This window comes from Streptomyces sp. bgisy159, from assembly GCF_965341775.1.
Taxonomy (GTDB): domain Bacteria; phylum Actinomycetota; class Actinomycetes; order Streptomycetales; family Streptomycetaceae; genus Streptomyces.
The window spans coordinates 26180-46225 of the sequence record NZ_CBDQZH010000034.1; the positions used below are offsets into that span (position 1 = coordinate 26180).

At 73.8% G+C, this 20046-nt stretch carries 20 protein-coding genes and 1 pseudogene; 7 read left to right on the forward strand and 14 right to left on the reverse strand.

Features of this window, described 5'->3' with window-relative positions; all coding sequences use genetic code 11:
- Window positions 1–203: 203 nt before the first annotated feature.
- On the forward strand, window positions 204–902 hold the full coding sequence (locus ACSLTV_RS26725) for an O-methyltransferase (RefSeq protein WP_432138746.1): 699 nt from the start codon (window positions 204–206) through the stop codon (window positions 900–902).
- 207 nt (window positions 903–1109) lie between these two features.
- Here the strand turns inward: ACSLTV_RS26725 and ACSLTV_RS26730 are convergent, their stop codons facing one another.
- Entirely contained in the window at window positions 1110–1277 is a 168-nt protein-coding gene (locus ACSLTV_RS26730; protein WP_003966491.1) for a DUF3117 domain-containing protein, read from the reverse strand.
- Between the two features lie 386 nt (window positions 1278–1663).
- On the opposite strand from ACSLTV_RS26730, the gene ACSLTV_RS26735 reads away from it, so the two are divergent.
- Window positions 1664–2467 (forward strand): enoyl-CoA hydratase/isomerase family protein, encoded by an 804-nt coding sequence (locus tag ACSLTV_RS26735; RefSeq protein WP_432157678.1) that lies wholly within the window; start codon window positions 1664–1666, stop codon window positions 2465–2467.
- A 51-nt stretch (window positions 2468–2518) separates the two neighbouring features.
- Here ACSLTV_RS26735 and ACSLTV_RS26740 read toward each other — a convergent pair whose 3' ends face one another.
- Window positions 2519–3112, reverse strand: a complete 594-nt coding sequence (locus ACSLTV_RS26740; protein ID WP_432138725.1) for a DNA-3-methyladenine glycosylase I — start codon at window positions 3110–3112, stop codon at window positions 2519–2521.
- A complete protein-coding gene (locus tag ACSLTV_RS26745) occupies window positions 3109–3468 on the reverse strand; it encodes a DivIVA domain-containing protein (RefSeq protein ID WP_432138745.1) in 360 nt (119 codons plus the stop codon). The genes ACSLTV_RS26740 and ACSLTV_RS26745 overlap by 4 nt, the downstream gene beginning before the upstream one ends.
- Window positions 3469–3599: 131 nt before the next feature.
- On the opposite strand from ACSLTV_RS26745, the gene folP reads away from it, so the two are divergent.
- Window positions 3600–4460: a dihydropteroate synthase gene (gene folP / locus ACSLTV_RS26750; RefSeq protein WP_435613019.1), complete on the forward strand. Its 861-nt coding sequence runs from the start codon at window positions 3600–3602 to the stop codon at window positions 4458–4460.
- 57 nt (window positions 4461–4517) lie between these two features.
- Here folP and ACSLTV_RS26755 read toward each other — a convergent pair whose 3' ends face one another.
- Both ACSLTV_RS26755 and dapE read right to left on the reverse strand, forming a co-directional pair.
- Entirely contained in the window at window positions 4518–5279 is a 762-nt protein-coding gene (locus tag ACSLTV_RS26755; RefSeq protein WP_432138723.1) for a TIGR00730 family Rossman fold protein, read from the reverse strand.
- 119 nt (window positions 5280–5398) lie between these two features.
- Window positions 5399–6478, reverse strand: coding sequence for a succinyl-diaminopimelate desuccinylase (gene dapE / locus ACSLTV_RS26760; protein ID WP_432138722.1), 1080 nt, complete (start codon window positions 6476–6478; stop codon window positions 5399–5401).
- Between the two features lie 107 nt (window positions 6479–6585).
- On the opposite strand from dapE, the gene ACSLTV_RS26765 reads away from it, so the two are divergent.
- Both ACSLTV_RS26765 and ACSLTV_RS26770 read left to right on the forward strand, forming a co-directional pair.
- Complete coding sequence (locus tag ACSLTV_RS26765; protein ID WP_432138721.1) at window positions 6586–7569, forward strand: heavy metal transporter; 984 nt, start codon at window positions 6586–6588, stop codon at window positions 7567–7569.
- Between the two features lie 275 nt (window positions 7570–7844).
- Entirely contained in the window at window positions 7845–8285 is a 441-nt protein-coding gene (locus ACSLTV_RS26770; protein ID WP_432138720.1) for an ATP-binding protein, read from the forward strand.
- A 193-nt stretch (window positions 8286–8478) separates the two neighbouring features.
- Here ACSLTV_RS26770 and ACSLTV_RS26775 read toward each other — a convergent pair whose 3' ends face one another.
- The gene (locus ACSLTV_RS26775; protein WP_435613020.1) at window positions 8479–9573 is read right to left on the reverse strand and encodes a bifunctional succinyldiaminopimelate transaminase/glutamate-prephenate aminotransferase; all 1095 of its coding nucleotides are present in this window, start codon (window positions 9571–9573) and stop codon (window positions 8479–8481) included.
- A 134-nt stretch (window positions 9574–9707) separates the two neighbouring features.
- Complete coding sequence (gene fdxA / locus ACSLTV_RS26780) at window positions 9708–10028, reverse strand: ferredoxin (protein WP_030746389.1); 321 nt, start codon at window positions 10026–10028, stop codon at window positions 9708–9710.
- A gap of 141 nt (window positions 10029–10169) precedes the next feature.
- On the opposite strand from fdxA, the pseudogene ACSLTV_RS26785 reads away from it, so the two are divergent.
- Window positions 10170–11219: pseudogene (locus ACSLTV_RS26785) on the forward strand (GNAT family N-acetyltransferase); the annotation flags it as partial.
- Window positions 11220–11401: 182 nt separating this feature from the next.
- Entirely contained in the window at window positions 11402–12256 is an 855-nt protein-coding gene (locus ACSLTV_RS26790) for a transglutaminase family protein (RefSeq protein WP_432138718.1), read from the forward strand.
- A gap of 22 nt (window positions 12257–12278) precedes the next feature.
- On the opposite strand, the gene ACSLTV_RS26795 is transcribed toward ACSLTV_RS26790, so the two are convergent.
- The 7 genes from ACSLTV_RS26795 to mshB all read right to left on the reverse strand — a co-directional run bounded on the left by ACSLTV_RS26795 (window position 12279) and on the right by mshB (window position 19955).
- Window positions 12279–12893 (reverse strand): response regulator transcription factor, encoded by a 615-nt coding sequence (locus tag ACSLTV_RS26795; RefSeq protein WP_432138717.1) that lies wholly within the window; start codon window positions 12891–12893, stop codon window positions 12279–12281.
- Window positions 12890–14059, reverse strand: a complete 1170-nt coding sequence (locus ACSLTV_RS26800; protein ID WP_432138716.1) for a sensor histidine kinase — start codon at window positions 14057–14059, stop codon at window positions 12890–12892. Before ACSLTV_RS26800 ends, ACSLTV_RS26795 begins: the two co-directional genes overlap by 4 nt.
- Window positions 14056–14814, reverse strand: coding sequence for an ABC transporter permease (locus ACSLTV_RS26805; protein WP_432138715.1), 759 nt, complete (start codon window positions 14812–14814; stop codon window positions 14056–14058). The genes ACSLTV_RS26800 and ACSLTV_RS26805 overlap by 4 nt, the downstream gene beginning before the upstream one ends.
- Window positions 14811–15725 (reverse strand): ABC transporter ATP-binding protein, encoded by a 915-nt coding sequence (locus tag ACSLTV_RS26810; protein WP_432138714.1) that lies wholly within the window; start codon window positions 15723–15725, stop codon window positions 14811–14813. Before ACSLTV_RS26810 ends, ACSLTV_RS26805 begins: the two co-directional genes overlap by 4 nt.
- Window positions 15726–15910: 185 nt before the next feature.
- On the reverse strand, window positions 15911–18496 hold the full coding sequence (locus ACSLTV_RS26815; RefSeq protein WP_435613021.1) for a hypothetical protein: 2586 nt from the start codon (window positions 18494–18496) through the stop codon (window positions 15911–15913).
- A gap of 194 nt (window positions 18497–18690) precedes the next feature.
- Window positions 18691–19101, reverse strand: coding sequence for a DUF6113 family protein (locus tag ACSLTV_RS26820; RefSeq protein ID WP_432138712.1), 411 nt, complete (start codon window positions 19099–19101; stop codon window positions 18691–18693).
- Window positions 19101–19955: an N-acetyl-1-D-myo-inositol-2-amino-2-deoxy-alpha-D-glucopyranoside deacetylase gene (gene mshB / locus ACSLTV_RS26825; RefSeq protein WP_435613022.1), complete on the reverse strand. Its 855-nt coding sequence runs from the start codon at window positions 19953–19955 to the stop codon at window positions 19101–19103. The genes ACSLTV_RS26820 and mshB overlap by 1 nt, the downstream gene beginning before the upstream one ends.
- Between the last annotated feature and the right edge of the window lie 91 nt (window positions 19956–20046).

Below are 20046 nucleotides of genomic sequence, written 5' to 3' on the forward strand. Positions count from 1 at the left end.
CCCCTGTCAGCTCTGGTGGTGTCCAGTGGAGCCCCTACCATAGCCACCTCGCCCGTTAGGACCGGATAAGCGGTTTTACGAGAATTTGATCTGGGCTGATACGGCTCATACGGCTGCGTCAGCAGTTGCCGACCGGCCCGCTCGCTGTCGTGATCCAACCGTGCCCCCAGTCGTCGTTCCCACCCTCTCAAACGCCTGGTCCCATCTGCGGGTTCCCGGCGGCAACGGATACAGTCACGCCGAGGCAACCATGGGGACAGGAGAGGGTCATTACCGGCAACCGGCAGACGAGCTGGGCGTTCGCCGACGCCTATGTCGCCGAGGACGACGCGCTGCGCTGGGCCCGCGACCGGGCCCGTGAGGCAGGGCTGCGCTCGGTGTCGCCCAGCACGGGCGCCGCTCTGCGACTGCTCGCCGCCACCGTGGACGCGAAGGCGGTCGCCGAGATCGGCACGGGCACCGGCGTCTCCGGTATCCATCTGCTGCACGGCATGCGCCCGGACGGCGTGCTGACCACCGTGGACCCGGAGCCGGAGCACCAGCAGTCCGCCCGGCAGGCGTTCCGGGCGAGCGGCTTCGCCAGCAACCGGTCCCGCTTCATCCCGGGACGCGCCCTCGACGTGCTGCCTCGGCTCGCCGACTCCGGCTACGACCTCGTCTTCTGCGACGGTGACCGCCTGGAGCTGCTGGACTACCTCGCTGAATCGTTGCGCCTGCTGCGCCCGGGCGGGCTGGTGGTGTTCGAGGGCGTCTTCGCGAGCGGTCGCACGGTGGACTCCGGCCCCCAGCCCACGGAGGTCATACGCATCCGGGAGCTGCTGCGCGCGGTGCGCGAGAGCCAGGAGCTGGTGCCGTCCCTGCTGCCGGTCGGCGACGGGCTGCTGTGCGCGGTCAAGCGCTGACGGGACGCACCGGTCCCACGCCCCCCCACGTACCGCACCGAGGCGCACGGACCCGGGCGGCGAAGCACGGGGCGACGAGGTTGCGGGGCGACGGGGTTGCGGGGCGACGGGGCGACACTGCCGATCACACGGGTCCGCCGGGCAAAACAACCGCCCCGGCACCTGATGTGATGCCGGGGCGGTTGAAAGGGTATGGTCGCTGGCGCGTCAGCCGACGACTTTCTTGAGGGCGTCGCCGAGGGCGTCGGCCTCGTCCGGAGTCAGCTCGACGACGAGCCGACCGCCGCCTTCGAGCGGAACGCGCATGACGATGCCCCGCCCCTCCTTGGTCACCTCGAGCGGGCCGTCGCCCGTCCGCGGCTTCATGGCCGCCATGCTCGTTCCCCTTCCTGAAACCAGCTCATCGTCAAAGCCGACGGCCCCTGAAGGGCATGCGCGGTCCTGGCGCCCGGAGGGCTGGGGACACGCGACACCGGCATCGAACACATTGCTTCCCAGCCATTATCCCGCATCTCAGGACCCGATGACCAACATCAGTCCGCATCGCTTGGGCAACGCACGCGAGCAAAACCACTCAATTCGGCGATGTGGCTGCGATACTGCGCGCCCTCACGGAGGGACGCCGTCCGGGAATCGGCCCGGATTCTTTGACGCAGCTCACACGGCCGGTCCGGCGCCCGGGCCGCGATCTCCGTCATGCTGTCCTGCAGACAACGACGTACTGAGCGGTACGTCAGTGCCGCGACCTGGAGGGGACACCCATGGCCGACACCGTGCTCTACGAGGTGAGCGACGGACTCGCCACGATCACCCTGAACCGCCCCGAGGCGATGAACGCGCTGGACGTCGCGACCAAGGTCGCTCTGCGTGACGCCGCGCGTGCCGCCGCGGACGACGACGCCGTACGGGCCGTGCTGCTGACGGCGGCCGGGGACCGGGCGTTCTGCGTGGGCCAGGACCTGAAGGAGCACATCGGGCTGCTCGCGGCCGACCGGGAGACGGGGTCGGGGCAGACGATGAGCACGGTGCGCGAGCACTACAACCCGATCGTGCGGGCGCTGGTTGAAGCGCCGAAGCCGGTGGTCGCGGCCGTGAACGGGGTGGCGGCCGGCGCCGGGTTCGGCTTCGCCCTCGCCGCGGACTACCGGATCGTGGCCGACACGGCGAGCTTCAACACGTCGTTCGCGGGCGTGGCGCTCACCGCCGACTCCGGGGTCTCCTGGACCCTGCCGCGGGTGATCGGGCCGTCCCGGGCGACCGACCTGCTGCTCTTCCCGCGCACGGTCAAGGCGCAGGAGGCGTACGAGCTCGGCATCGCCAACCGGGTCGTCGCCTCGGCGGAGCTGCGGGCCGAGGCGGAGAAGGTGGCCCGGGGGCTCGCCGCGGGTCCGACCGTGGCGTACGCGGCGCTGAAGGAGGCGGTGGCCTTCGGGCTGACGCACTCCCTCGCCGAGACGCTGGAGAAGGAGGACGAGCTGCAGACCCGCGCCGGGCAGTCCGAGGATCACCAGATCGCGGTGCAGGCCTTCGTGAACAAGGAACGCCCGAAGTACCTGGGCCGGTAGGCGACGGGGTCCCCGGGTCCGGTGCGGGCGTTCTTCCCGCACCGCGCGTCGCTAGACGGCGGCGCCCCGGGCCACGCAGGTCGCCAGGTGGTCGTCGACCAGTCCGCACGCCTGCATCAGGGCGTACGCCGTCGTCGGGCCGACGAAGCGCAGCCCCCGCTGCTTCAGCGCCTTGGACAGGGCCGTCGACTCCGGGGTGATCGCGGGGACGTCGGCCAGGGACTTGGGGACCGGGCGGAGGGCTGGGTCCGGGGCGTGGGACCAGATCAGCTCGTCGAGGTCGCCCGGGGCCCAGTCCGCCAGCACGCGCGCGTTGGCGAGGGTGGCGTCGATCTTGGCGCGGTTGCGGATGATGCGCTCGTCGGTGAGGAGACGCGCGCGGTCCTCGTCCGTGAAGCCGGCCACGGAGGCGATCCGGAAGCCGGCGAAGGCGGCGCGGAAGCCGGGGCGGCGGCGCAGGATGGTGATCCAGGACAGGCCGGACTGGAAGGCCTCCAGGCTGAGGCGTTCGAAGAGGGCGTCGTCGCCGTGGACCGGCCGGCCCCATTCCTGGTCGTGGTACGCCACGTAGTCCGGCGTGGACAGGGCCCAGGGGCAGCGCGGGGCGCCGTCCGGGCCGGTCAGGGCGGTGCCGTCGGTCGTCACCGGGAGTCCTCCTGGTCGGGCTTCTCCATGGAGAGGTGCGGGGGGTGCGGTCCCTGGGTCCGGGCGCCGGACAGCGCGGCCTCCAGGTCGGCGATGCGCGCGTCCCGCTCGGCCAGTTCGGCGGAGAGGCGGTCGAGGGCGTCGTCGACGTCCGCCATGCGGTAGCCGCGGGCGGCGAGCGGGAAGCGCAGGGAGTCGATGTCTGCGCCGGTGACCGGACGGTCGTCGGGCAGCGGGTCGTGCAGCCGCTGGGGTTCGGCCTCCGGCAGCGGGCCGGTGCCCTCGCCGCCGCCGACCACGGCGAGCGTGACCGCGGCGACGACGACGGCGAGCGCCACGACCAGGAAGAAGAACATAACCATCGGCGGGTCCCCAGGCTCGGTGTGCGCGAAGTCGGATGTGTCAGGCTCCGATCGTGCCATGCGGGTGTGACCGTTAGGGTCGCAGGCGGTGGTTGTCGGGACGGCACAGGGAGAGGTCACAGGGGATGCTCAGGCTGGGCAGGCGGGAATTCGGCGAGCACGAGCCGGTGATCATGGCGATCGTCAACCGGACCCCGGACTCCTTCTACGACCAGGGCGCCACCTTCCGTGACGAACCGGCTCTCGCGCGCGTGGAGCAGGCGGTGGCCGAGGGCGCGGCGATCATCGACGTCGGCGGGGTGAAGGCGGGACCGGGTGAGGAGGTCACCGCCGAGGAGGAGGCGCGGCGCACGGTCGGGTTCGTGGCGGAGGTGCGGCGGCGGTTCCCCGAGGTGGTGATCAGCGTGGACACCTGGCGCGCGGAGGTCGGGGCGGCGGTGTGCGAGGCCGGGGCGGATCTGCTCAACGACGCCTGGGGCGGGGTGGACCCGGGGCTGGCGGAGGTCGCGGCGCGGTACGGGGTGGGGCTGGTGTGCACGCACGCGGGGGGTTCGCAGCCCCGTACCCGCCCGCACCGCGTGACCTACGACGACGTGATGGCCGACATCCTGCGGGTGACCGTGGGCCTGGCGGAGCGGGCGGTGGCGCTCGGGGTGCCCCGCGAGTCGGTGCTCATCGACCCGGGGCACGACTTCGGGAAGAACACCCGGCACAGCCTGGAGGCGACGCGACGGCTCGGGAAGATGGTGGAGACGGGCTGGCCGGTGCTGGTCTCGCTGTCCAACAAGGACTTCGTCGGGGAGACCCTGGACCGGCCGGTCAAGGAGCGGCTGATCGGGACGCTGGCGACGACGGCGGTCTCGGCGTGGCTCGGGGCGCAGGTGTACCGGGTGCACGAGGTGGCGGAGACCCGGCAGGTGCTGGACATGGTGGCGACGATCGCGGGCCGGCGGGAGCCGGCGGTCGCGCGCCGGGGGCTGGCGTAGGTCCGTGCCGCCCGGCGCGGGGCTCCGCCGCGACGCGGAGCCCCCCGATCGGTCGCCTCAGCGCGCGGCCTCCTTCGACACCAGGGCCACCGCCTCCTGCACGTCGTCGGTCACGTGGAACAGCAGCAGGTCCTTCTCCGTCGCCTTGCCCTGGGCCACCAGTGTGTTCCGCAGCCAGTCCACCAGGCCGCCCCAGTAGGCGGTGCCGAACAGGACGATGGGGAACCGGGTGACCTTGCGGGTCTGGACGAGGGTGAGCGCCTCGAAGAGTTCGTCGAGGGTGCCGAGGCCGCCGGGCAGGACGACGAACCCCTGGGCGTACTTCACGAACATCATTTTTCTGACGAAGAAGTAGCGGAAGTTGAGCCCGATGTCGACATAGGGGTTCAGCCCCTGCTCGAAGGGCAGCTCGATGCCGAGGCCGACGGAGGTGCCGCCCGCCTCGCAGGCGCCCTTGTTGGCCGCCTCCATCGCGCCGGGCCCGCCGCCCGTGATCACGGCCCACCCTGCCTCGACCAGGCCCCGGCCGAGGCGCACGCCGGCGTCGTAGTCCGGGGAGTCCACCGGGGTGCGGGCCGAGCCGAACACGCTGATCGCGGGCGGGAGTTCGGCGAGGGTGCCGAAGCCCTCGATGAATTCCGACTGGATGCGCAGGACCCGCCACGGGTCGGTGTGCACCCAGTCGGAGGGTCCTCCCACGTCGAGGAGGCGCTGGTCGGTGGTGCTCGTCTGGATCTGACCGCGGCGTCGGAGCACCGGTCCCAGGCGCTGTTCCTCCGGCTGCCGCTCCTGCGTCCCCTCGGGGTTGCCGGTCGCCATGTGCGCTCCCTCCGCTTGCCTGTTTTCCGCATCAGCGTAGATCGCCGCTGGTTACGGGCGGGGGACTTCGGCGTGTCCGCCGTTCAGCGGCACCGGGCGCGAAGATCGCCGGGAGCGGCTCAGGCGGTGAGCCAGTCGCGCAGGCGCTCCTCGGCGGCCAGGATCTTGGCGGTCTCGACCCGTTCGTCGCGGCGGTGCGCCAGGTGCGGGTTGCCGGGGCCGTAGTTGACGGCGGGGATGCCGAGGGCGGCGAAGCGGGAGACGTCGGTCCAGCCGTACTTGGGCTGGGGGGTGCCGCCGACCGCCTCGATGAACGCGGCCGCGGCCGGGTGGGAGAGGCCGGGCAGGGCGCCGCCGCTGTGGTCGTCGACCACGAACTCGTCGACCCCGCAGTCCGCGAACACCTCGCGGACGTGGTCGACGGCCTCCTGCTCGGTGCGGTCGGGCGCGTAGCGGAAGTTGACGGTGACGACGCAGTCGTCCGGGATGACGTTGCCGGCCACGCCGCCCGAGACGCGCACGGCGTTGAGGCCTTCCCGGTACTGCAGGCCGTCGATGACCGGGTTGCGGGGCTCGTAGGCGGCGAGGCGGGCGAGGATGGGGGCGGCGGCGTGGATGGCGTTGGAGCCCATCCAGCTCCGGGCGGAGTGGGCGCGCTCGCCCTTCGTCCGCAGCAGCACCCGCAGCGTGCCCTGGCAGCCGCCCTCCACCTGGCCGTCGGAGGGTTCCAGCAGGACCGCGAAGTCGCCGGTCAGCCAGTCGGGGTGGGCCTCGGCGACGTGCCGCAGGCCGTTCAGCTCGGCGGCGACCTCCTCGTTGTCGTAGAAGACGAAGGTGAGGTCGCGGTTGGGGGCGGGGACGGTGGCGGCGATGCGCAGTTGCACGGCGACGCCGGACTTCATGTCACAGGTGCCGCAGCCCCACAGCACGCCGTCCGCGTCCAGCCGGGAGGGGACGTTGTCCGCGATGGGGACGGTGTCGATGTGGCCGGCCAGGATCACGCGTTCCGCCCGTCCGAGGCCGGTGCGTGCCACCACGTTGTTGCCGTACCGGTCGACCGTGAGGTGCGGCAGGGCGCGCAGGGCGGCCTCGACGGCGTCCGCGAGCGGCTTCTCGCTGCCGCTCTCCGAGGGGAAGTCGACGAGCCGCGCGGTGAGGGCGGCGGCGTCCAGCGTGAGGTCAAGCGAGGTGTCGGCCATGGCGTCGACCCTAACCCGGTGGGTGACGGCCGAGCGCGAGCGCCCGTTTTCAAACAGGCTTTCACACGGGCCTCCTGCGGCTCCGTACTCTCCAGTACCTTGTACCCGTGCCAGCGCCGTCCCCCTCCGCCAAGCGTCGTCGCCGCCCCCTGCGTTTCGGGGCGGGTCTCGTGGTCCTGCTCGCCGTCGCGGGCTATCTCGTGGTGCAGTACGTCACCGCGGGCGCCGGCGACCCGGGGTGCAGGGTCTTCTCGGCCGACGGGAAGGGGGCGTCGTACGAGTTCTCGCCGGAGCAGGCGGTGAACGCGGCGACGATCGCCGCCGTCGGCACCAACCGGGGCATGCCCGAGCGGGCCGTGACCATCGCGCTCGCGACCGCGCTGCAGGAGTCCGGGCTGCGCAACATCTCCTACGGCGACCGCGACTCCCTCGGTCTGTTCCAGCAGCGGCCCTCGCAGGGCTGGGGCACCGAACGGCAGGTGATGGACCCGTCGTACGCGGCGAACGTCTTCTACGAACACCTGGCGAAGGTCCCCGACTACACCGGGCTGCCGCTCACGGTGGCCGCGCAGCGGGTGCAGCGCAGCGGGTTCCCGGACGCGTACGCCAAGCACGAACCGGACGCCACACTGCTCGCGGCCGCGCTCACCGGGCGGTCGGCGGCCACGCTGACCTGCGGTGGCCGGCCCTCGGTGGGCACGGTGGCCACCGGGCCGCAGGCGGTGCGGGACGCGCTGGTGCGGGACTTCGGGCGCGCGGTGCTGCAGGAGGCGGGCGCGCAGGTCGGGGCGGCGCGGGAGAACCCGGCCGAGGGGACCGCACGCGGTCCGGCCGCGAGCAGCGGCGGGCGGACCGTGACCCTGCCGGTTCCGGCCGGTACCGGGACCGACGGGCGCGGTACCCGGGAACGCGGCTGGCAGCTGGCGCACTGGGCGGTGGCCAACGCCTCGAAGCTTCGCATCGAGCGGGTGTCGTACGCCGGGCGGGAGTGGGTCGCCGGGAACACGGACAGCCGGTGGCGGTCCACCGGGCCGGACCGGTCCAGCGAGGCCGGCGCGGCGAGCGACGTTCGAGTGGTCACCGCGCAGTAGTGCGGCCCTTCCCCCGCAGGGGTTGTGCGGAGGGTGCCCGCACCGCCGTGCTCCCGGGTTTTCCGACGGTTGCCGCCTTTCCCGCGAAGCCCTTGGGAACAAAGGGCTGCACGGCTTTCCCGGCGGTTTCCGAGGAACGACCTTTGTCCGTTTTTATCCGTAGCTGATAATGCGACGCATTACCAACTCTTTACGTTGGGCATGCGCAACTTCACGGGGAGTCGAGCGGTAGTCACGGCGCACGTGTTCCACAACCTCTCCCGTCAAGGAGCAACATGTCCCTCCCCCTGACCCGCCGGATCGCCCGTGCCGCGCTGCTCGTCGCTGCCGGAGCGGCTGCCGGGGTCGGTGCGGCCGGCTCCGCCAGCGCGGCCCCCGAACTGCCCGCCGCCCCGAACGTCGGCGGGCTGACCTCGCTGGACGCGGCGAGCGTCGGCACCACCCTCGACGGGGCCACCCAGAGCACCACGGGGCTCGCGACCGACGCCGGCGGCAAGGCCGTGCAGCAGTCGGGCAAGACCGGCGGCAAGGCCGTGAAGAAGGCCGCGCCGGCGGCGCAGAAGGCGGCCGGTGAGGCGGCCGGGTCCGCGGGCGACCTCCTCGGGGACGCCACCGGCACCGCGACCAAGGGCGGCCTGCCGACGGACTCGCTCACCCAGGGTGGCGGGCTGCCGGGCGCCCAGACCCTGCCGGTGAAGAGCCTGCCGCTCGGCTAGTCCGCGACACGTACGGCGACGGGGCCCGGGATCCTTCCCCCGGGCCCCGTCGCCGCGTCGTACCCGCACCGCGCCCGGCGGCGCGTCGTACCCGCACCGTGCCCCGCGCCGCGGCGTGCCCGCGCTGTGCCCGGCGGCGCACCCGCACCGCGTCTTACCCGCACCGTGCCCGGCGGCGCGCTGAGTTCGTGCGCTATGCCAGGCGCCGGGCCGCCGCCGCCACGCGCTCGTCCGTCGCCGTGAGGGCCACGCGGACGAAGTTCTCGCCCGCCGCGCCGTAGAAGTCGCCGGGGGCCACGAGGACGCCCCGTGCCGCGAGGTGGGCCACGGTGTCCCAGCAGGACTCGTCCCGGGTGGCCCACAGGTACAGGCTGGCCTCGCTGTGCTCGATGCGGAAGCCGTGGCCGAGCAGGGCCTCGCGCAGGACCGTGCGGCGGGCGGCGTAGCGTTCGCGCTGCTCGTGGACGTGGCTGTCGTCGCCGAGCGCGGCGACCACGGCCGCCTGGGTCGGGGCGGAGGTCATCATGCCGCCGTGCTTGCGGATCTCCAGCAGCGGACCCAGCACCGCCGGGTCGCCGGCCAGGAAGGCCGCCCGATAGCCGGCCAGGTTGGACCGCTTCGACAGCGAGTGGACCGAGACGATGCCCTCGTGGGAGCCGCCGTTGATGTCCGGGTGCAGCACCGACAGCGGGTCGGCCTCCCAGCCCAGCTCGATGTAGCACTCGTCGGAGAACAGCAGCACCCCGTGCTCGCGGGCCCAGGCGACCGTGCGGCGCAGCTCGTCCGCGGTCAGCACCCGGCCGGTCGGGTTGGAGGGCGAGTTCAGCCAGAGCAGCTTCAGGCCCGCCGGGTCCAGCCGCGTCGGGTCGTCGTACGCCTCGTGGTCCGCGCGGGCGAGCCGCGCCCCGACCTCGTACGTCGGGTAGGCCAGCCGCGGGTAGGCGACCCGGTCGCCGGGGCCGAGGCCCAGCTGGGTGGGCAGCCAGGCCACCAGTTCCTTGGAGCCGACGATCGGCAGGACGTGCCGGTGGGTGACCCCGCGAGCGCCCAGACGGCGCTCCAGCCAGCCCGTGATCGCGTCCCGCAGCGCCGGGGTGCCCCAGACCGTGGGGTAGCCCGGGGAGTCGGCGGCGTCGATCAGCGCCTTCTGGACCAGTTCCGGAACCGGGTCGACCGGTGTGCCGACGGAGAGGTCGACGATGCCGTCCGGGTGCGCGGCGGCGGTCTTCTTGTAGGGCTCCAGCTTGTCCCAGGGGAAGGCGGGCAGACGGTCGGAGACTGCGGACACGGGAATCTCGCTCACTTTCTTGTACGCCCGGGTACGGCGAAACGCCTCGGTCCCGTGCGGCGCTCACGATCGGGGCGATCGCGGCCGTACGGGACCGAGGCGGCGCGGCTCAGTGGTGCGGGCCGCTTGCGCGGTTACTCGCCCTGCGGCGGCAGAGCGGCCACGAACGGGTGATCACGCTCGATCAGCCCCAGCTTGCTGGCGCCGCCCGGGGAGCCGAGCTCGTCGAAGAACTCGACGTTCGCCTTGTAGTAGTCCTTCCACTCCTCCGGGGTGTCGTCCTCGTAGAAGATCGCCTCGACCGGGCAGACCGGCTCACAGGCACCGCAGTCGACGCATTCGTCCGGGTGGATGTACAAGGACCGCTGGCCCTCGTAGATGCAGTCGACCGGACACTCCTCGATGCACGCCTTGTCCTTGACGTCGACACAAGGCTGCGCGATGACGTAGGTCACGCTGTCGTTCCTCCTCGATAGGGCGCTGGCGGGCCTCCCACAGGCCCCGCCGCCTGGCGCGCGGGAGCGCGGCGTCGTCGATGCCCGCCCCTAGTATCTCCGTTCCTGGGCATGATCCGAACAGGAGGGGTGAACCGACCAGTGGAAATCTCGGCCGCCGGGCGCCTGGAGGTCCGTATCACCGCTGCTGACGTGGGCAAACGCGTCTCCGTCCGGCGGTTCGGCGGGCCTGGCGCGACAGGCGGGAAATTCACCGACACGGTGGGTGTTCTCACATCATGGGACAACGGTGTGCTGCTGATCACACGCCGGGACGGGGAGACGGTCCGGATCGACGAGGCCGCGCTGGTCGCGGGCAAGGTGGTGCCGGCCGCCCCGGCGCGGCGCCGGGGGCCCGCGGCCTCGTACGAGGAGCTGGCGCGGGTCACCACGCGCGCGTGGCCGCCGGTGGAGAACGAGCGGCTCGGCGACTGGCGGCTGCGGGCCGCGGTCCAGCCGGTGGAGCGTGCGGCGGGGGTGGCCGTCGGGCGGCGGGAGGGCTTCACCCGGCGCGCCAACTCCGTGCTGTCGCTGGGCGACCCCGGCATGCCTCTCGACGACGCCCTGGCGGCCGTACGGCGGTGGTACGACGAGCGCGGGCTGCCCGCCTACATACAGGCGGCCACCGGGGCCGAGGGCACCCAGGAGCTGCTGTGCGCGGAGCTGGAGCGGCGGGGCTGGATACGGGAGGTGACCGCCGAAGTGTGGGTCGGGGCACTGGCGCCGCTGGCCGACCGGGGTGAGCCTGGTGGTGTGGTGTCGGCGCGGGAGGCCGACGAGATGTGGCTCGCACGGTACCGACGCAAGGGGATGAGCGAGGTGGCGTTGCAGGTACTGTCCGGCGGCCCTTCGGTGTGGTTCGCGTCCGTGCCGGGTGGCGGGGGCGGGGCGCCGTCCGCGATCGGGCGGTGCGTGGTGGACGGCCGGTGGGCCGGGTTCGCCGCGGTGGAGGTGGACCCCGCGCGGCGGCGGCAGGGCCTGGCCACGGCCGTCATGGCCGCGCTGGCCCGGCGGGCGCTCGACGAGGGCGCGTCGGCGGCCTGGCTGCAGGTGGAGGCGGAGAACGCGGGGGCGCGGGCGCTGTACGCCGGCATGGGTTTCGCCGCGCATCACGCGTACCACTACTACCGGGCGCCGGAGGATTCGGGTTCCGGTCCTGGCTCCGGGTCCAGGTCCGGGTCGGGGTCCGAGTCCGGGGCCGGATTTCCTTCCGGTTCGGGCTCCGCATCCGGTTCGGGCTCCGCTTTCGATTCGGGTTTCGCTTCCGCTTCCGCTTCCGCTTCCGCATCCGGTTCCGGCCCGGACCGGTCGGCGTGAGAGGGCGCGGGCCTGTCATGCGGCGTCCTCCCTATCCCCCTTCGCCCGAGCGCTCGGCCGATCTGCGGCGGCGGTTCGCCGAGGAGGCGCGGTCCGAGCGGCCCGATCTGGCCGAGCTGTGCCTGCTGGTGGGCGCCACGGCGGACGGGGCGCTGGACGAGGCCGGGCTGGACGCCGCCCAGATGGAGCTGGACCGGCTGGCCGGCGAGCTGCCGTTCCGGCCGGGCGGGCCCCGCGCCTGGGCGGTGGCGCTGCGGGACCTGCTCGGGGAGCGGTACCGCTTCCACGGCTCGACCGGCGACTACGAGCGGCTGGAGTCGTCACTGCTGCACGAGGTGCTGCGGCGGCGGCGCGGACTGCCGATCCTGCTGTCGGTGGTGTGGCTGGAGGTCGCGCGGCGGGCCGGGGCGCCGGTGCACGGCGTCGCGCTGCCGGGTCACTTCGTGGTCGGGTTCGGGCCCCCGGACGAGCAGGTGCTCGCCGACCCGTTCGACGGGGGGCGGGTGCTGACCGACTCGGACGCGCAGACCCTCGTGGTCGGGGCCACCGGGGTGCCGCTGGACCGGTCGATGCTGGCGCCGGCGGATCCGCTGGAGGTCGTGCTGCGGATTCTCAACAACGTCCGCGCCTGGGCCTCGGCGCGCCCCGAGCGGGCCGACGTGGCGCTGTGGGCGGTGGAACTGGCGCTGCTGGTGCCGTCGCATCCGGCCCGGCTGCGCTACGAGCTGGGGCAGGTGCTCGTGCAGCGGGGCGACTTCGTCGAGGGCGCCGAGGAGATGGAGGAGTACGCGGACCTGGTGGAGGTCGTCGACGAGGCCCTGGCGGACAAGGTCCGGGCCCAGGCGCAGGCCGCCCGCGCGCTGCTGAACTGAGGGGCCGCGGTCGTACCGGCGGCTACAGCCAGCCCTTCTCCCTGGCTATCCGCACCGCCTCCGTGCGGTTGCGCGCCGCCAGCTTCTGGATGGCCGTGGACAGGTAGTTGCGCACCGTGCCCTGGGAGAGGTGCAGGGTCGCGGCGAGGTCGGCGTTGGTGGAGCCGTCGGCCGCGGCGCGCAGGATCTCCCGTTCGCGGTCGGTGAGGGGGTTGGCGCCCTCCGCGAGGGCCGCCGCAGCGAGGGTGGGGTCGATGACCCGCTCGCCGGCGAGCACCTTGCGGATGGCGTCGGCGAGTCGGGCCGCCGGGGCGTCCTTGACGAGGAAGGCGTCCGCACCGGCCTCCATGGCGCTGCGCAGGTAGCCGGGGCGGCCGAAGGTGGTGAGGACGACCAGCTTGACCGCCGGGAGTTCCGCGTGCAGGCGGGCGGCCGCCTCGATGCCCGTCGCGCCCGGCATCTCGATGTCCAGCAGGGCGACGTCCACGGCGTTCTCCCGGGCGGCGGCGGACACCTCGTCACCGCGCGCGACCTGGGCGACCACCTCGATGTCGTCCTCCAGGCCGAGCAGGGCGGCGAGCGCCTCGCGGACCATCGACTGGTCCTCGGCCAGCAGGACCTTGATCATGCGGGTCATGCCCCGGATCCTACGTGCGCCGCCTGGGCCGCCGGGGCGGCGGGGACCCGCGCGACCAGGCGGAAGCCCGGCCGGGCGGAGCCCGCCTCCAGGGTGCCGCCCGCCTTCTCCAGACGCTCGGTCAGCCCGGTGAGGCCGTTGCCGGGGCCGCCGCCGGAGCCGCCGGAGCCGTCGTCCTCGACGCAGAGTTCCAGGAGCGGACCGTCCAGGCTCTGGCGGCGCACCAGGTCGACGGTGCAGCGCCGGGCGCCGCTGTGCCGTACGACGTTGGTGACGGCCTCGCGCAGCGCCCAGGCGAGGGCGCTCTCGCTGACCTCGGGGACGCCGTCGAGGTCGGGCTCGGCGGGTATCTCGGCGGTGACGCCGGCGGCCGTCAGGGCCACCTTGGCGCCGGCCAGTTCGGCGGCGATGCGGGGGCGCCGGTAGCCGGTGACGGCCTCCCGGACGTCGACCATGGCCTGCCGGCTGACCTGTTCGATGTCGGCGACCTGCTGGGCCGCCTTGTCGGGGTGGGCGGGCAGCATCCGGCCCGCCAGCTCGCTCTTGAGGGTGATCAGGGACAGGGAGTGGCCGAGCAGGTCGTGCAGGTCGCGGGCGAGGCGCAGCCGCTCCTCGTTGGCGGCCAGCTGGGCGACGGTGGCGCGGGCCTCGCGCAACTCGATCGTGGTGCGGATCAGTTCCCGCACGCCGGCCATGGAGAAGCCGCCCAGCAGGGCCGGCAGCAGCAGCCCGGCGAGGAACTCGGTGCCACCGGGGACGCCGAACGAGACCACCGTCAGCAGGGCGGAGACCCCGGGGAGCACCCAGCGGGCGTACCGCATCGGCAGGGCCGCCCCGGAGGCGACCGCCACGTACACGTAGAGCACCATCCACTCCCGGCCCAGGGTGAGGGAGAGGATCGTGGACTGGGCGGCGAGGACGCCGAGCGCGGCGCCGACCGCGGCGACGGCGTCGCGGCGCCCGGCTCGGAAGATGAGGAGGAAGTACCAGGTGACGAAGGCCACCAGGCCGATCCAGCCGAGGATCCGGACGCCCGTGGCGTGGCCGCCGTGCAGCAGGTCGTCGACGGGTGCCTGCATGTAGGCCAGCCAGATGCCGGTCCACAGCAGTTTCATGGCCTGTTGCCTGCGGTTCTGCGGGCGCTGCCCGAGGCCGATGCCGCTCACGCCTTCAGCGTGTCCTTCCGGTACAGCCAGGCCGCGCCGCCCGTGAACAGGGCGAAGGACACGGCGAGGATGACGATGTCCCTGAGGTGCGGGGCGCGGCCCTGTTCGACGGCCTGCCCCAGGGCAGCGTACGCGTGGGTGGGCACCCAGCGGGCGGTCTCCCGCAGCCAGTCCGGGAAGTTGGTGGTGGGCATCCACAGGCCGCCCAGGATGGACAGCCCGAAGTAGATGATCATGGTGAGGGGGCGGACCGAGTCGCCGCTCGCCAGGTACCCGATGGCCACGCCGAGCGCGGCGAACACCAGGCTGCCCGCCCAGATCGTGCCGGTCAGCGCGAGCCACTGCCAGGCGTCCAGGCGTACCTCCTTCATCGCGGCGGCGACGGCGAAGACCACCACGATGGACGGCAGGCTCACCACGGCGGCACTGGCGGTCTTGGCGAGCACGTAGCCGTGGCCGGGCAGGGGGGTCAGCCGCAGCTGGCGTACCCAGCCGCTCTCCCTCTCCTTCGCGATGCGCTCGCTGTTGCCCATCAGGACGGCGGTGAGCGCCCCGAAGGAGGCCATGGAGACCATCATGTAGGTGGGGAGGGTGAGCCCCGTGCCGTCGATCTTCTCGTCGCCGTCGGCGCTGCTCGCGATCAGCAGGAAGAGCACGGACGGGTAGAGCACGGAGAAGAACAGGAACTTGCGGTTGCGCAGGGCGCGGGTGAGTTCGAGCCGGATCAGGCCGCTGGAGGCGAGGACACTCGTCATCGGGTGCGGGCCTCCTCGGCCGCGGTGATGGCCACGAAGGCCTGTTCCAGGCCGAGTCCGGCGACCTCCAGGTTGCGGGGGTACAGGCCGAGGCCGTAGAGGGCGTGGACGGTGGCGTCCGCGTCCGTCGACCGGATGCGGACGGTGGGGCCGCTGACGTCGAGGCCCGTCAGGAACGGCAGCGCGCCCAGGGCGGTCCGGTCGATCGCGGCCGGTTCCAGGTCGAAGGAGACGCGGCGCGACCCGGCCCTCGCCTTGATCTCGGCGGCCGTGCCGTCGGCCAGCAGCCGTCCGCGGTGCAGCACCAGCACCCGGTCGGCGACGGCGTCGGCCTCCTCCAGGTAGTGGGTGGCGAACAGGACCGTGCGGCCCTGGCCGGCCTGCTCCCGCATGGTGGCCCAGAAGGCCTGCCGGGTGGTGACGTCCATGCCGGTGGTCGGCTCGTCGAGGACGATCAGGTCGCTGTCTCCGGCGGTGGCGAGCGCGAACCGCACCCGCTGGACCTGGCCGCCGGAGAGCTTGTCGACCTTGCGGTCGGCTATCCGGTCGACGCCTGCCCGGGAGAGCACCTCGGACGGCCGGTGGGGCCGCGGGTGCAGGTCGCAGGCGAGCCGGACCAGTTCACCGACGGTGACCTCGTCCATCAGCCCGCCGCTCTGCAGCATGGCGCCGACCCGTCCGGCGGCGATGGCCTCCCGCGGGGTGGCGCCGAAGACCCGGGCCGTGCCGCTGTCGGGGGTCTTCAGCCCGAGCAGCAGGTCGAGGGTGGTGGACTTGCCGGCGCCGTTGGGGCCGAGCAGCGCCACGGTCTCCCCGGCGTCGAGGGCGAGGCTCAGGCCGTCGACGGCCCGTACCTCCCCGTAGTTCTTGGTCACCTGGTCGAAGGCGACCACCGCAGGTGTCGTCGTCATGGCACGATCCTGGCCGCCGGGGGCGGCCGCCCGGCAGTGTCGGCGGTCCTGACTGCCGTATGACAGATGTCATCCGGTGGCCGTGACGTGGCGCCGTGCCCGTCCGTGGGCGTCGGGGGGACGGCCGCACGACGCGGGGGACGCCCGGCGATGGCCGGGCGTCCCCTGTCGGTGTCGGAGCCGCGTCAGTTCGGGGTGGTGTCGACGACCGCGACCCGGTCGGTGGTGCTCTTGAGGGCCGGGCGCAGGGCGCTGATGACGTCCTGCACGGTGACGGGGGTCTTCTGACCGGTGCCCCGGGTGATCAGGACGCCGTCGAAGGCGCCGCCGTAGAGCTCCTTGAGCGCGGCCTGGTCGTAGCTCTCCACGAGCTTGCCGTCGACGGCCTTGACCCGGAGGAACTTCCACAGGGACTTCTCCGGGCTGAAGGCGATCCGCTGGACGCCGTCGTCGGTCTTGACCACGACCTTGGCGGACATCGCCGGCTCGGCGAACTCCTTCATCATGCGGTCGACCTCGGCGTTGCTGACGGTCGGCTGCTTGGCGGCGGTGGGGACCGGCACCGCGGCGCCGGGGCCGTTCGCCACCTGGCTGCGGTAGGCGTCCTCGACCGCGTCGGCGGCCCGGGCGGCGTCGATGCCCTTGCCCGCCTTGCCGTAGACGGCGACGGCCTTGCCGGACTCGAACCTGATGGTGCCGTCCACGGCCGATCCGGCACCGCCGGCCGCGGCCTCCAGGGCCGCGTGCAGCTTCTCCTCGTCGACCGGCATCGCGGGCTCGACGACGCGCTTCTGGCCGAACAGCGAGCCGACGACCGAGAGGGGGTTGTAGTCGCTCTTGGCGGCCGCGTCGACCGTGGCCTGCATGTCGAACTGCAGGCCGGCCTGGTCCGGCCGGAGCGTGACGGTCCGGCCGTCGACGGTCAGCTTCAGCGGCTGGCCGGCCCGCTCCTCGAAGGCCTGGTCGAGCTTCTTCACCGCGTCGTCGCGGGTGCCGCCGCCGATGTCGACGCCGAGCACCGTGGTGCCCTTGGGGACGTCGGAGTGGTTCATCAGCAGCCCGGCGCCGTAGACACCGACGCCGGCGACGACGAGGACACCGCCCAGCAGGACCAGCTTGCTGCGGCCCTTCTTTTTCTTCTTGCCCTGCGCCGGGGCCGCGCTCTGGGCGCCGGGCTGGGACGGCTTCGGCGCGGCCTGCGGGCCGGGGGCGTCGGAGCGCGCGCCGGGGGCGCCGAAGGGGCCGCCCTGGGCGGCGTTCGGGGGGACGACCGGGATGCCGCTGGTCACGGTGTGCCCGGAGACGTTGTCCGGGCGGGGGAAGCCGCCGTTCGGGCCGGGTTCGGGGGCCGGCTGCTGCGGGGTGAGGATCGCGGTGTCGTCACTCAGACCGCCGCCGGGGCGGGGGCCGCCGGAAACGGCTCCGGGGGCGCCCGGGGTGTTCCCGGGGCCTCCGGGGGCGTGCCCTGGGCCTCCGGGGGCGTTCCCCGGGCCTCCGGGAGCGTGCCCCTGGGAGCCGGGGCCGGCCGGGGCGGTGGGGCCGCCCGGGTGTCCGGTCCGCGCCTCGGGCGGGACCGGCGGCACCATCGGGCCCTTGCCGGTGACCGGGCCGGTGGTGGGTCCGGCGGGGCCGGCCGGGCCACCGAGGGGGGCATGGCCGCCGAGGGTGTCGTGGAGGGGGTCGCGGCCACCGGCGGCACCGGGACCGGCCGGGCCGCCCGTCGCGCCGGGGCCGGCGCCGAGGGGGTCCTGGGGTCCGGCGAAGTTCCGGGCCTCGTCGAAGCCGCGGGTGTCGTCGTAGTTCCGGGAGCCGTCGTAGTTCCGGGGGCCGTCGAACCCGCCGAAGTCCTCGTAGCCCTCGGGACCGGTCGGGGCGGCCGGGCCGGCGGGGGTGGTCGACCCGGCGGGGGTGCGGCCGTCGGGGCCGTAGCCGGAGGGCCCGCCCGGGTTCTGCCGCGTGCCGGGTTCGGAGAAGTACGGCAGGTCGTCGCGGGCCGGGTCGCCGCCGGTGCCGGGGCGGGAACTGGCGTTCAGCGCCTCGGTGACGTCGAAGGACCCGGTGCCGCCGCCGTGCCCGGGAGCCACCGGGCCGCCGGTGGCGCCGCCGGGCAGGCCGGAGCCGCCCTTGCCGCCGGGGCCGCCCGAACCGGGGCCGCCCGGCACGGACATGGAGCCGACGACCCCACCGGGCCGCCCGGCGCCGGACGCGGGACGCGGCGCTCCGGCCGCACCCGGGCCGGTCGAAGTCGAGGGCGCGGAGGGGGCGGAGGAAGCGGACCCGCCCGAAGCACCCGGCACCCCGGCGCCATTGGTGGAGCCACCGGCCTGACCGCCCTTGTTCGCCGCGGACTTGCGGGGCGCGAACCAGTCGCTGGTCCGCTCCTCGGCCGCGGGCGCGCTCTCGGCCGGCGCCGGAGCCGCGGCGGGCGTGCCCGTCGTCCCGGCGGTCCCGGCCGTCGCGGCTCCGGCGGCCGTCCCGGCCGCGCCTGCCGGACGCGTGTGGGTACCGGTGTCGTCGCCGGACCCCTCGGCGTCCCCGACGGGCTTGCGCACGACGACCGGCGGAATGGGCCGGGAACCGGGGATGTTGATACGGATCCGGGTCGTCAGCGTGGTCTCGGTCTTGCGTTCCTCCGGCCGGGCGGCCGAACGGCCCGCGTCCGCGTCGCCGTCGGACACCACGGGGGTGCCGTACGGCGGCGTGCCCGACGGGTACGCGGCTCCGCCGCGCCCGTTGGGCCCGGAGGACGGACTGTCAGTTTCACGACTCAAGGCAGGTTCTCCATGTTGGCTCCGCCGCCCGCCACGACCTCACATGGGGGGGTGACCCAGCCTCGACCGGAGTCGTCGGCACGGGGATGCTCGGCGGCGCGGTCCACCATACTGGCCACTTCTCGCCCGTATCCCACGACCGCCGGGGAAACCCACACGGGATACGCACGCCCACGTCCTGGCGAAGTGGTACGTCACTTGCCAAGTCGGACGTCGTCGCCCGGTGGTTGCCGCACCGGGGCAAGGGTGGCGCAGATCACAGCGAGGGCCATGCCGCCGAGCAGGAACAGATAGGAGCCGGCGCCGGCGCCGAAGAGGAAGTCGCCCTCGGGGCGGGACGCGGTGAGCAGCAGGACGGCGATCATCCAGCCGGCGGCGGGCGCGACGGCCCCGGCCCGGCCGGCGAGCGCGCGGGCCCCGCCGAGGAACAGTCCGGCCGAGCCGGCGAGGGCGAGCAGCAGCCCCCCGGGGAACCAGCCGGCCTGGACGAGGGCGCCGGCCGCGCCGGTGACGGCACCGAGCAGGAAGAGGCCCACGCCGGCGGCGAACCGCCCGGCGGAGGGGGCGCGCAGCGGCTGAGCGAGCAGCGATCCGCGCTCTGACATCACGCGACCCCCTGGAACAGGTCGGACTCCGGTCGCTCCGGCCGCTCGCCGCGCACCAGCTCGTAGTACTCGGTGGTGAAGAGGGGCTGGGCGAGCTCGTTGGAGAGCGCGAAGTACGGGGCGTCGGGGGCGACCTCGATCTGCGTGGCGTGCGCGCGCATGGCGGCGGCCTTGGCGGCGGCGTGCGCGGAGCCGTCGATCACGGCGGTGATCCGGTCGTCGTCGACGACGCCGGGTACGTCGGCGACGGCGGCGCTCTTGTCGAAGGGCAGCCCGGGCAGTTCCTCCCCCAGCCGCCGGAAGGCGTCCTCGGCGACCGAGCGCGGGACGCGGTTCCAGTAGACCTTGGGGACGCTCCAGCCCGCCTCGGCGGCCAGTTCCACGGCCCGCATGGCGACGCGGTGGGCCTGGATGTGGTCGGGGTGGCCGTAGCCGCCGTTGTCGTCGTAGGTGATCAGGACCTGGGGCCGGGTCTCCAGGATCACCTGGACGACGTGTCCGGCCGCCTCGTCGAGGTCGGCCTGCCAGAAGCAGGCCGGGTCCTCGTTGTCCGGAAGGCCCATCATGCCCGAGTCGCCGTACCGGCCCGCGCCGCCGAGCAGCCGTACGTCGGTGACGCCCAGTTCCCGCATCGCCGAGGCGAGTTCGCCCCGGCGGAACTGTCCGAGGGCGGCGCCGGTGAGGTGGCGCAGCTCCGGCGGGATGACCTCGCCGCGTTCGCCGAGCGTGCAGGTGACCAGGGTCACCTGGGCGCCCTCGGCGGCGTACCGGGCCATGGTCGCGCCGTTGTTGATCGACTCGTCGTCCGGGTGCGCGTGCACGAGCAGCAGACGCCGGGCGGGGGTTTCCGTCATGGCTCCACCCTACGAGGAGGCGTGCCCCGCGGGCGGCCTGGCCGGGGTGGACTCACACTCCCGGGGCCGCCCGCCCCTCCCGGGCCCGGGG

Excerpts from the sequence above, each read along its gene's own strand:
- ACSLTV_RS26730 (WP_003966491.1), bottom strand. The coding sequence starts at position 1,277 with ATGGCGGCCATGAAGCCGCGGACGGGCGACGGCCCGCTCGAGGTGACC.
- ACSLTV_RS26735 (WP_432157678.1), top strand. The coding sequence starts at position 1,664 with ATGGCCGACACCGTGCTCTACGAGGTGAGCGACGGACTCGCCACGATC.
- ACSLTV_RS26745 (WP_432138745.1), bottom strand. The coding sequence starts at position 3,468 with ATGTTCTTCTTCCTGGTCGTGGCGCTCGCCGTCGTCGTCGCCGCGGTC.
- folP (WP_435613019.1), top strand. The coding sequence starts at position 3,600 with ATGCTCAGGCTGGGCAGGCGGGAATTCGGCGAGCACGAGCCGGTGATC.
- ACSLTV_RS26755 (WP_432138723.1), bottom strand. The coding sequence starts at position 5,279 with ATGGCGACCGGCAACCCCGAGGGGACGCAGGAGCGGCAGCCGGAGGAA.
- dapE (WP_432138722.1), bottom strand. The coding sequence starts at position 6,478 with ATGGCCGACACCTCGCTTGACCTCACGCTGGACGCCGCCGCCCTCACC.
- ACSLTV_RS26770 (WP_432138720.1), top strand. The coding sequence starts at position 7,845 with ATGTCCCTCCCCCTGACCCGCCGGATCGCCCGTGCCGCGCTGCTCGTC.
- ACSLTV_RS26790 (WP_432138718.1), top strand. The coding sequence starts at position 11,402 with ATGCGGCGTCCTCCCTATCCCCCTTCGCCCGAGCGCTCGGCCGATCTG.
- ACSLTV_RS26795 (WP_432138717.1), bottom strand. The coding sequence starts at position 12,893 with ATGACCCGCATGATCAAGGTCCTGCTGGCCGAGGACCAGTCGATGGTC.
- ACSLTV_RS26805 (WP_432138715.1), bottom strand. The coding sequence starts at position 14,814 with ATGACGAGTGTCCTCGCCTCCAGCGGCCTGATCCGGCTCGAACTCACC.
- ACSLTV_RS26810 (WP_432138714.1), bottom strand. The coding sequence starts at position 15,725 with ATGACGACGACACCTGCGGTGGTCGCCTTCGACCAGGTGACCAAGAAC.
- ACSLTV_RS26820 (WP_432138712.1), bottom strand. The coding sequence starts at position 19,101 with ATGTCAGAGCGCGGATCGCTGCTCGCTCAGCCGCTGCGCGCCCCCTCC.
- mshB (WP_435613022.1), bottom strand. The coding sequence starts at position 19,955 with ATGACGGAAACCCCCGCCCGGCGTCTGCTGCTCGTGCACGCGCACCCG.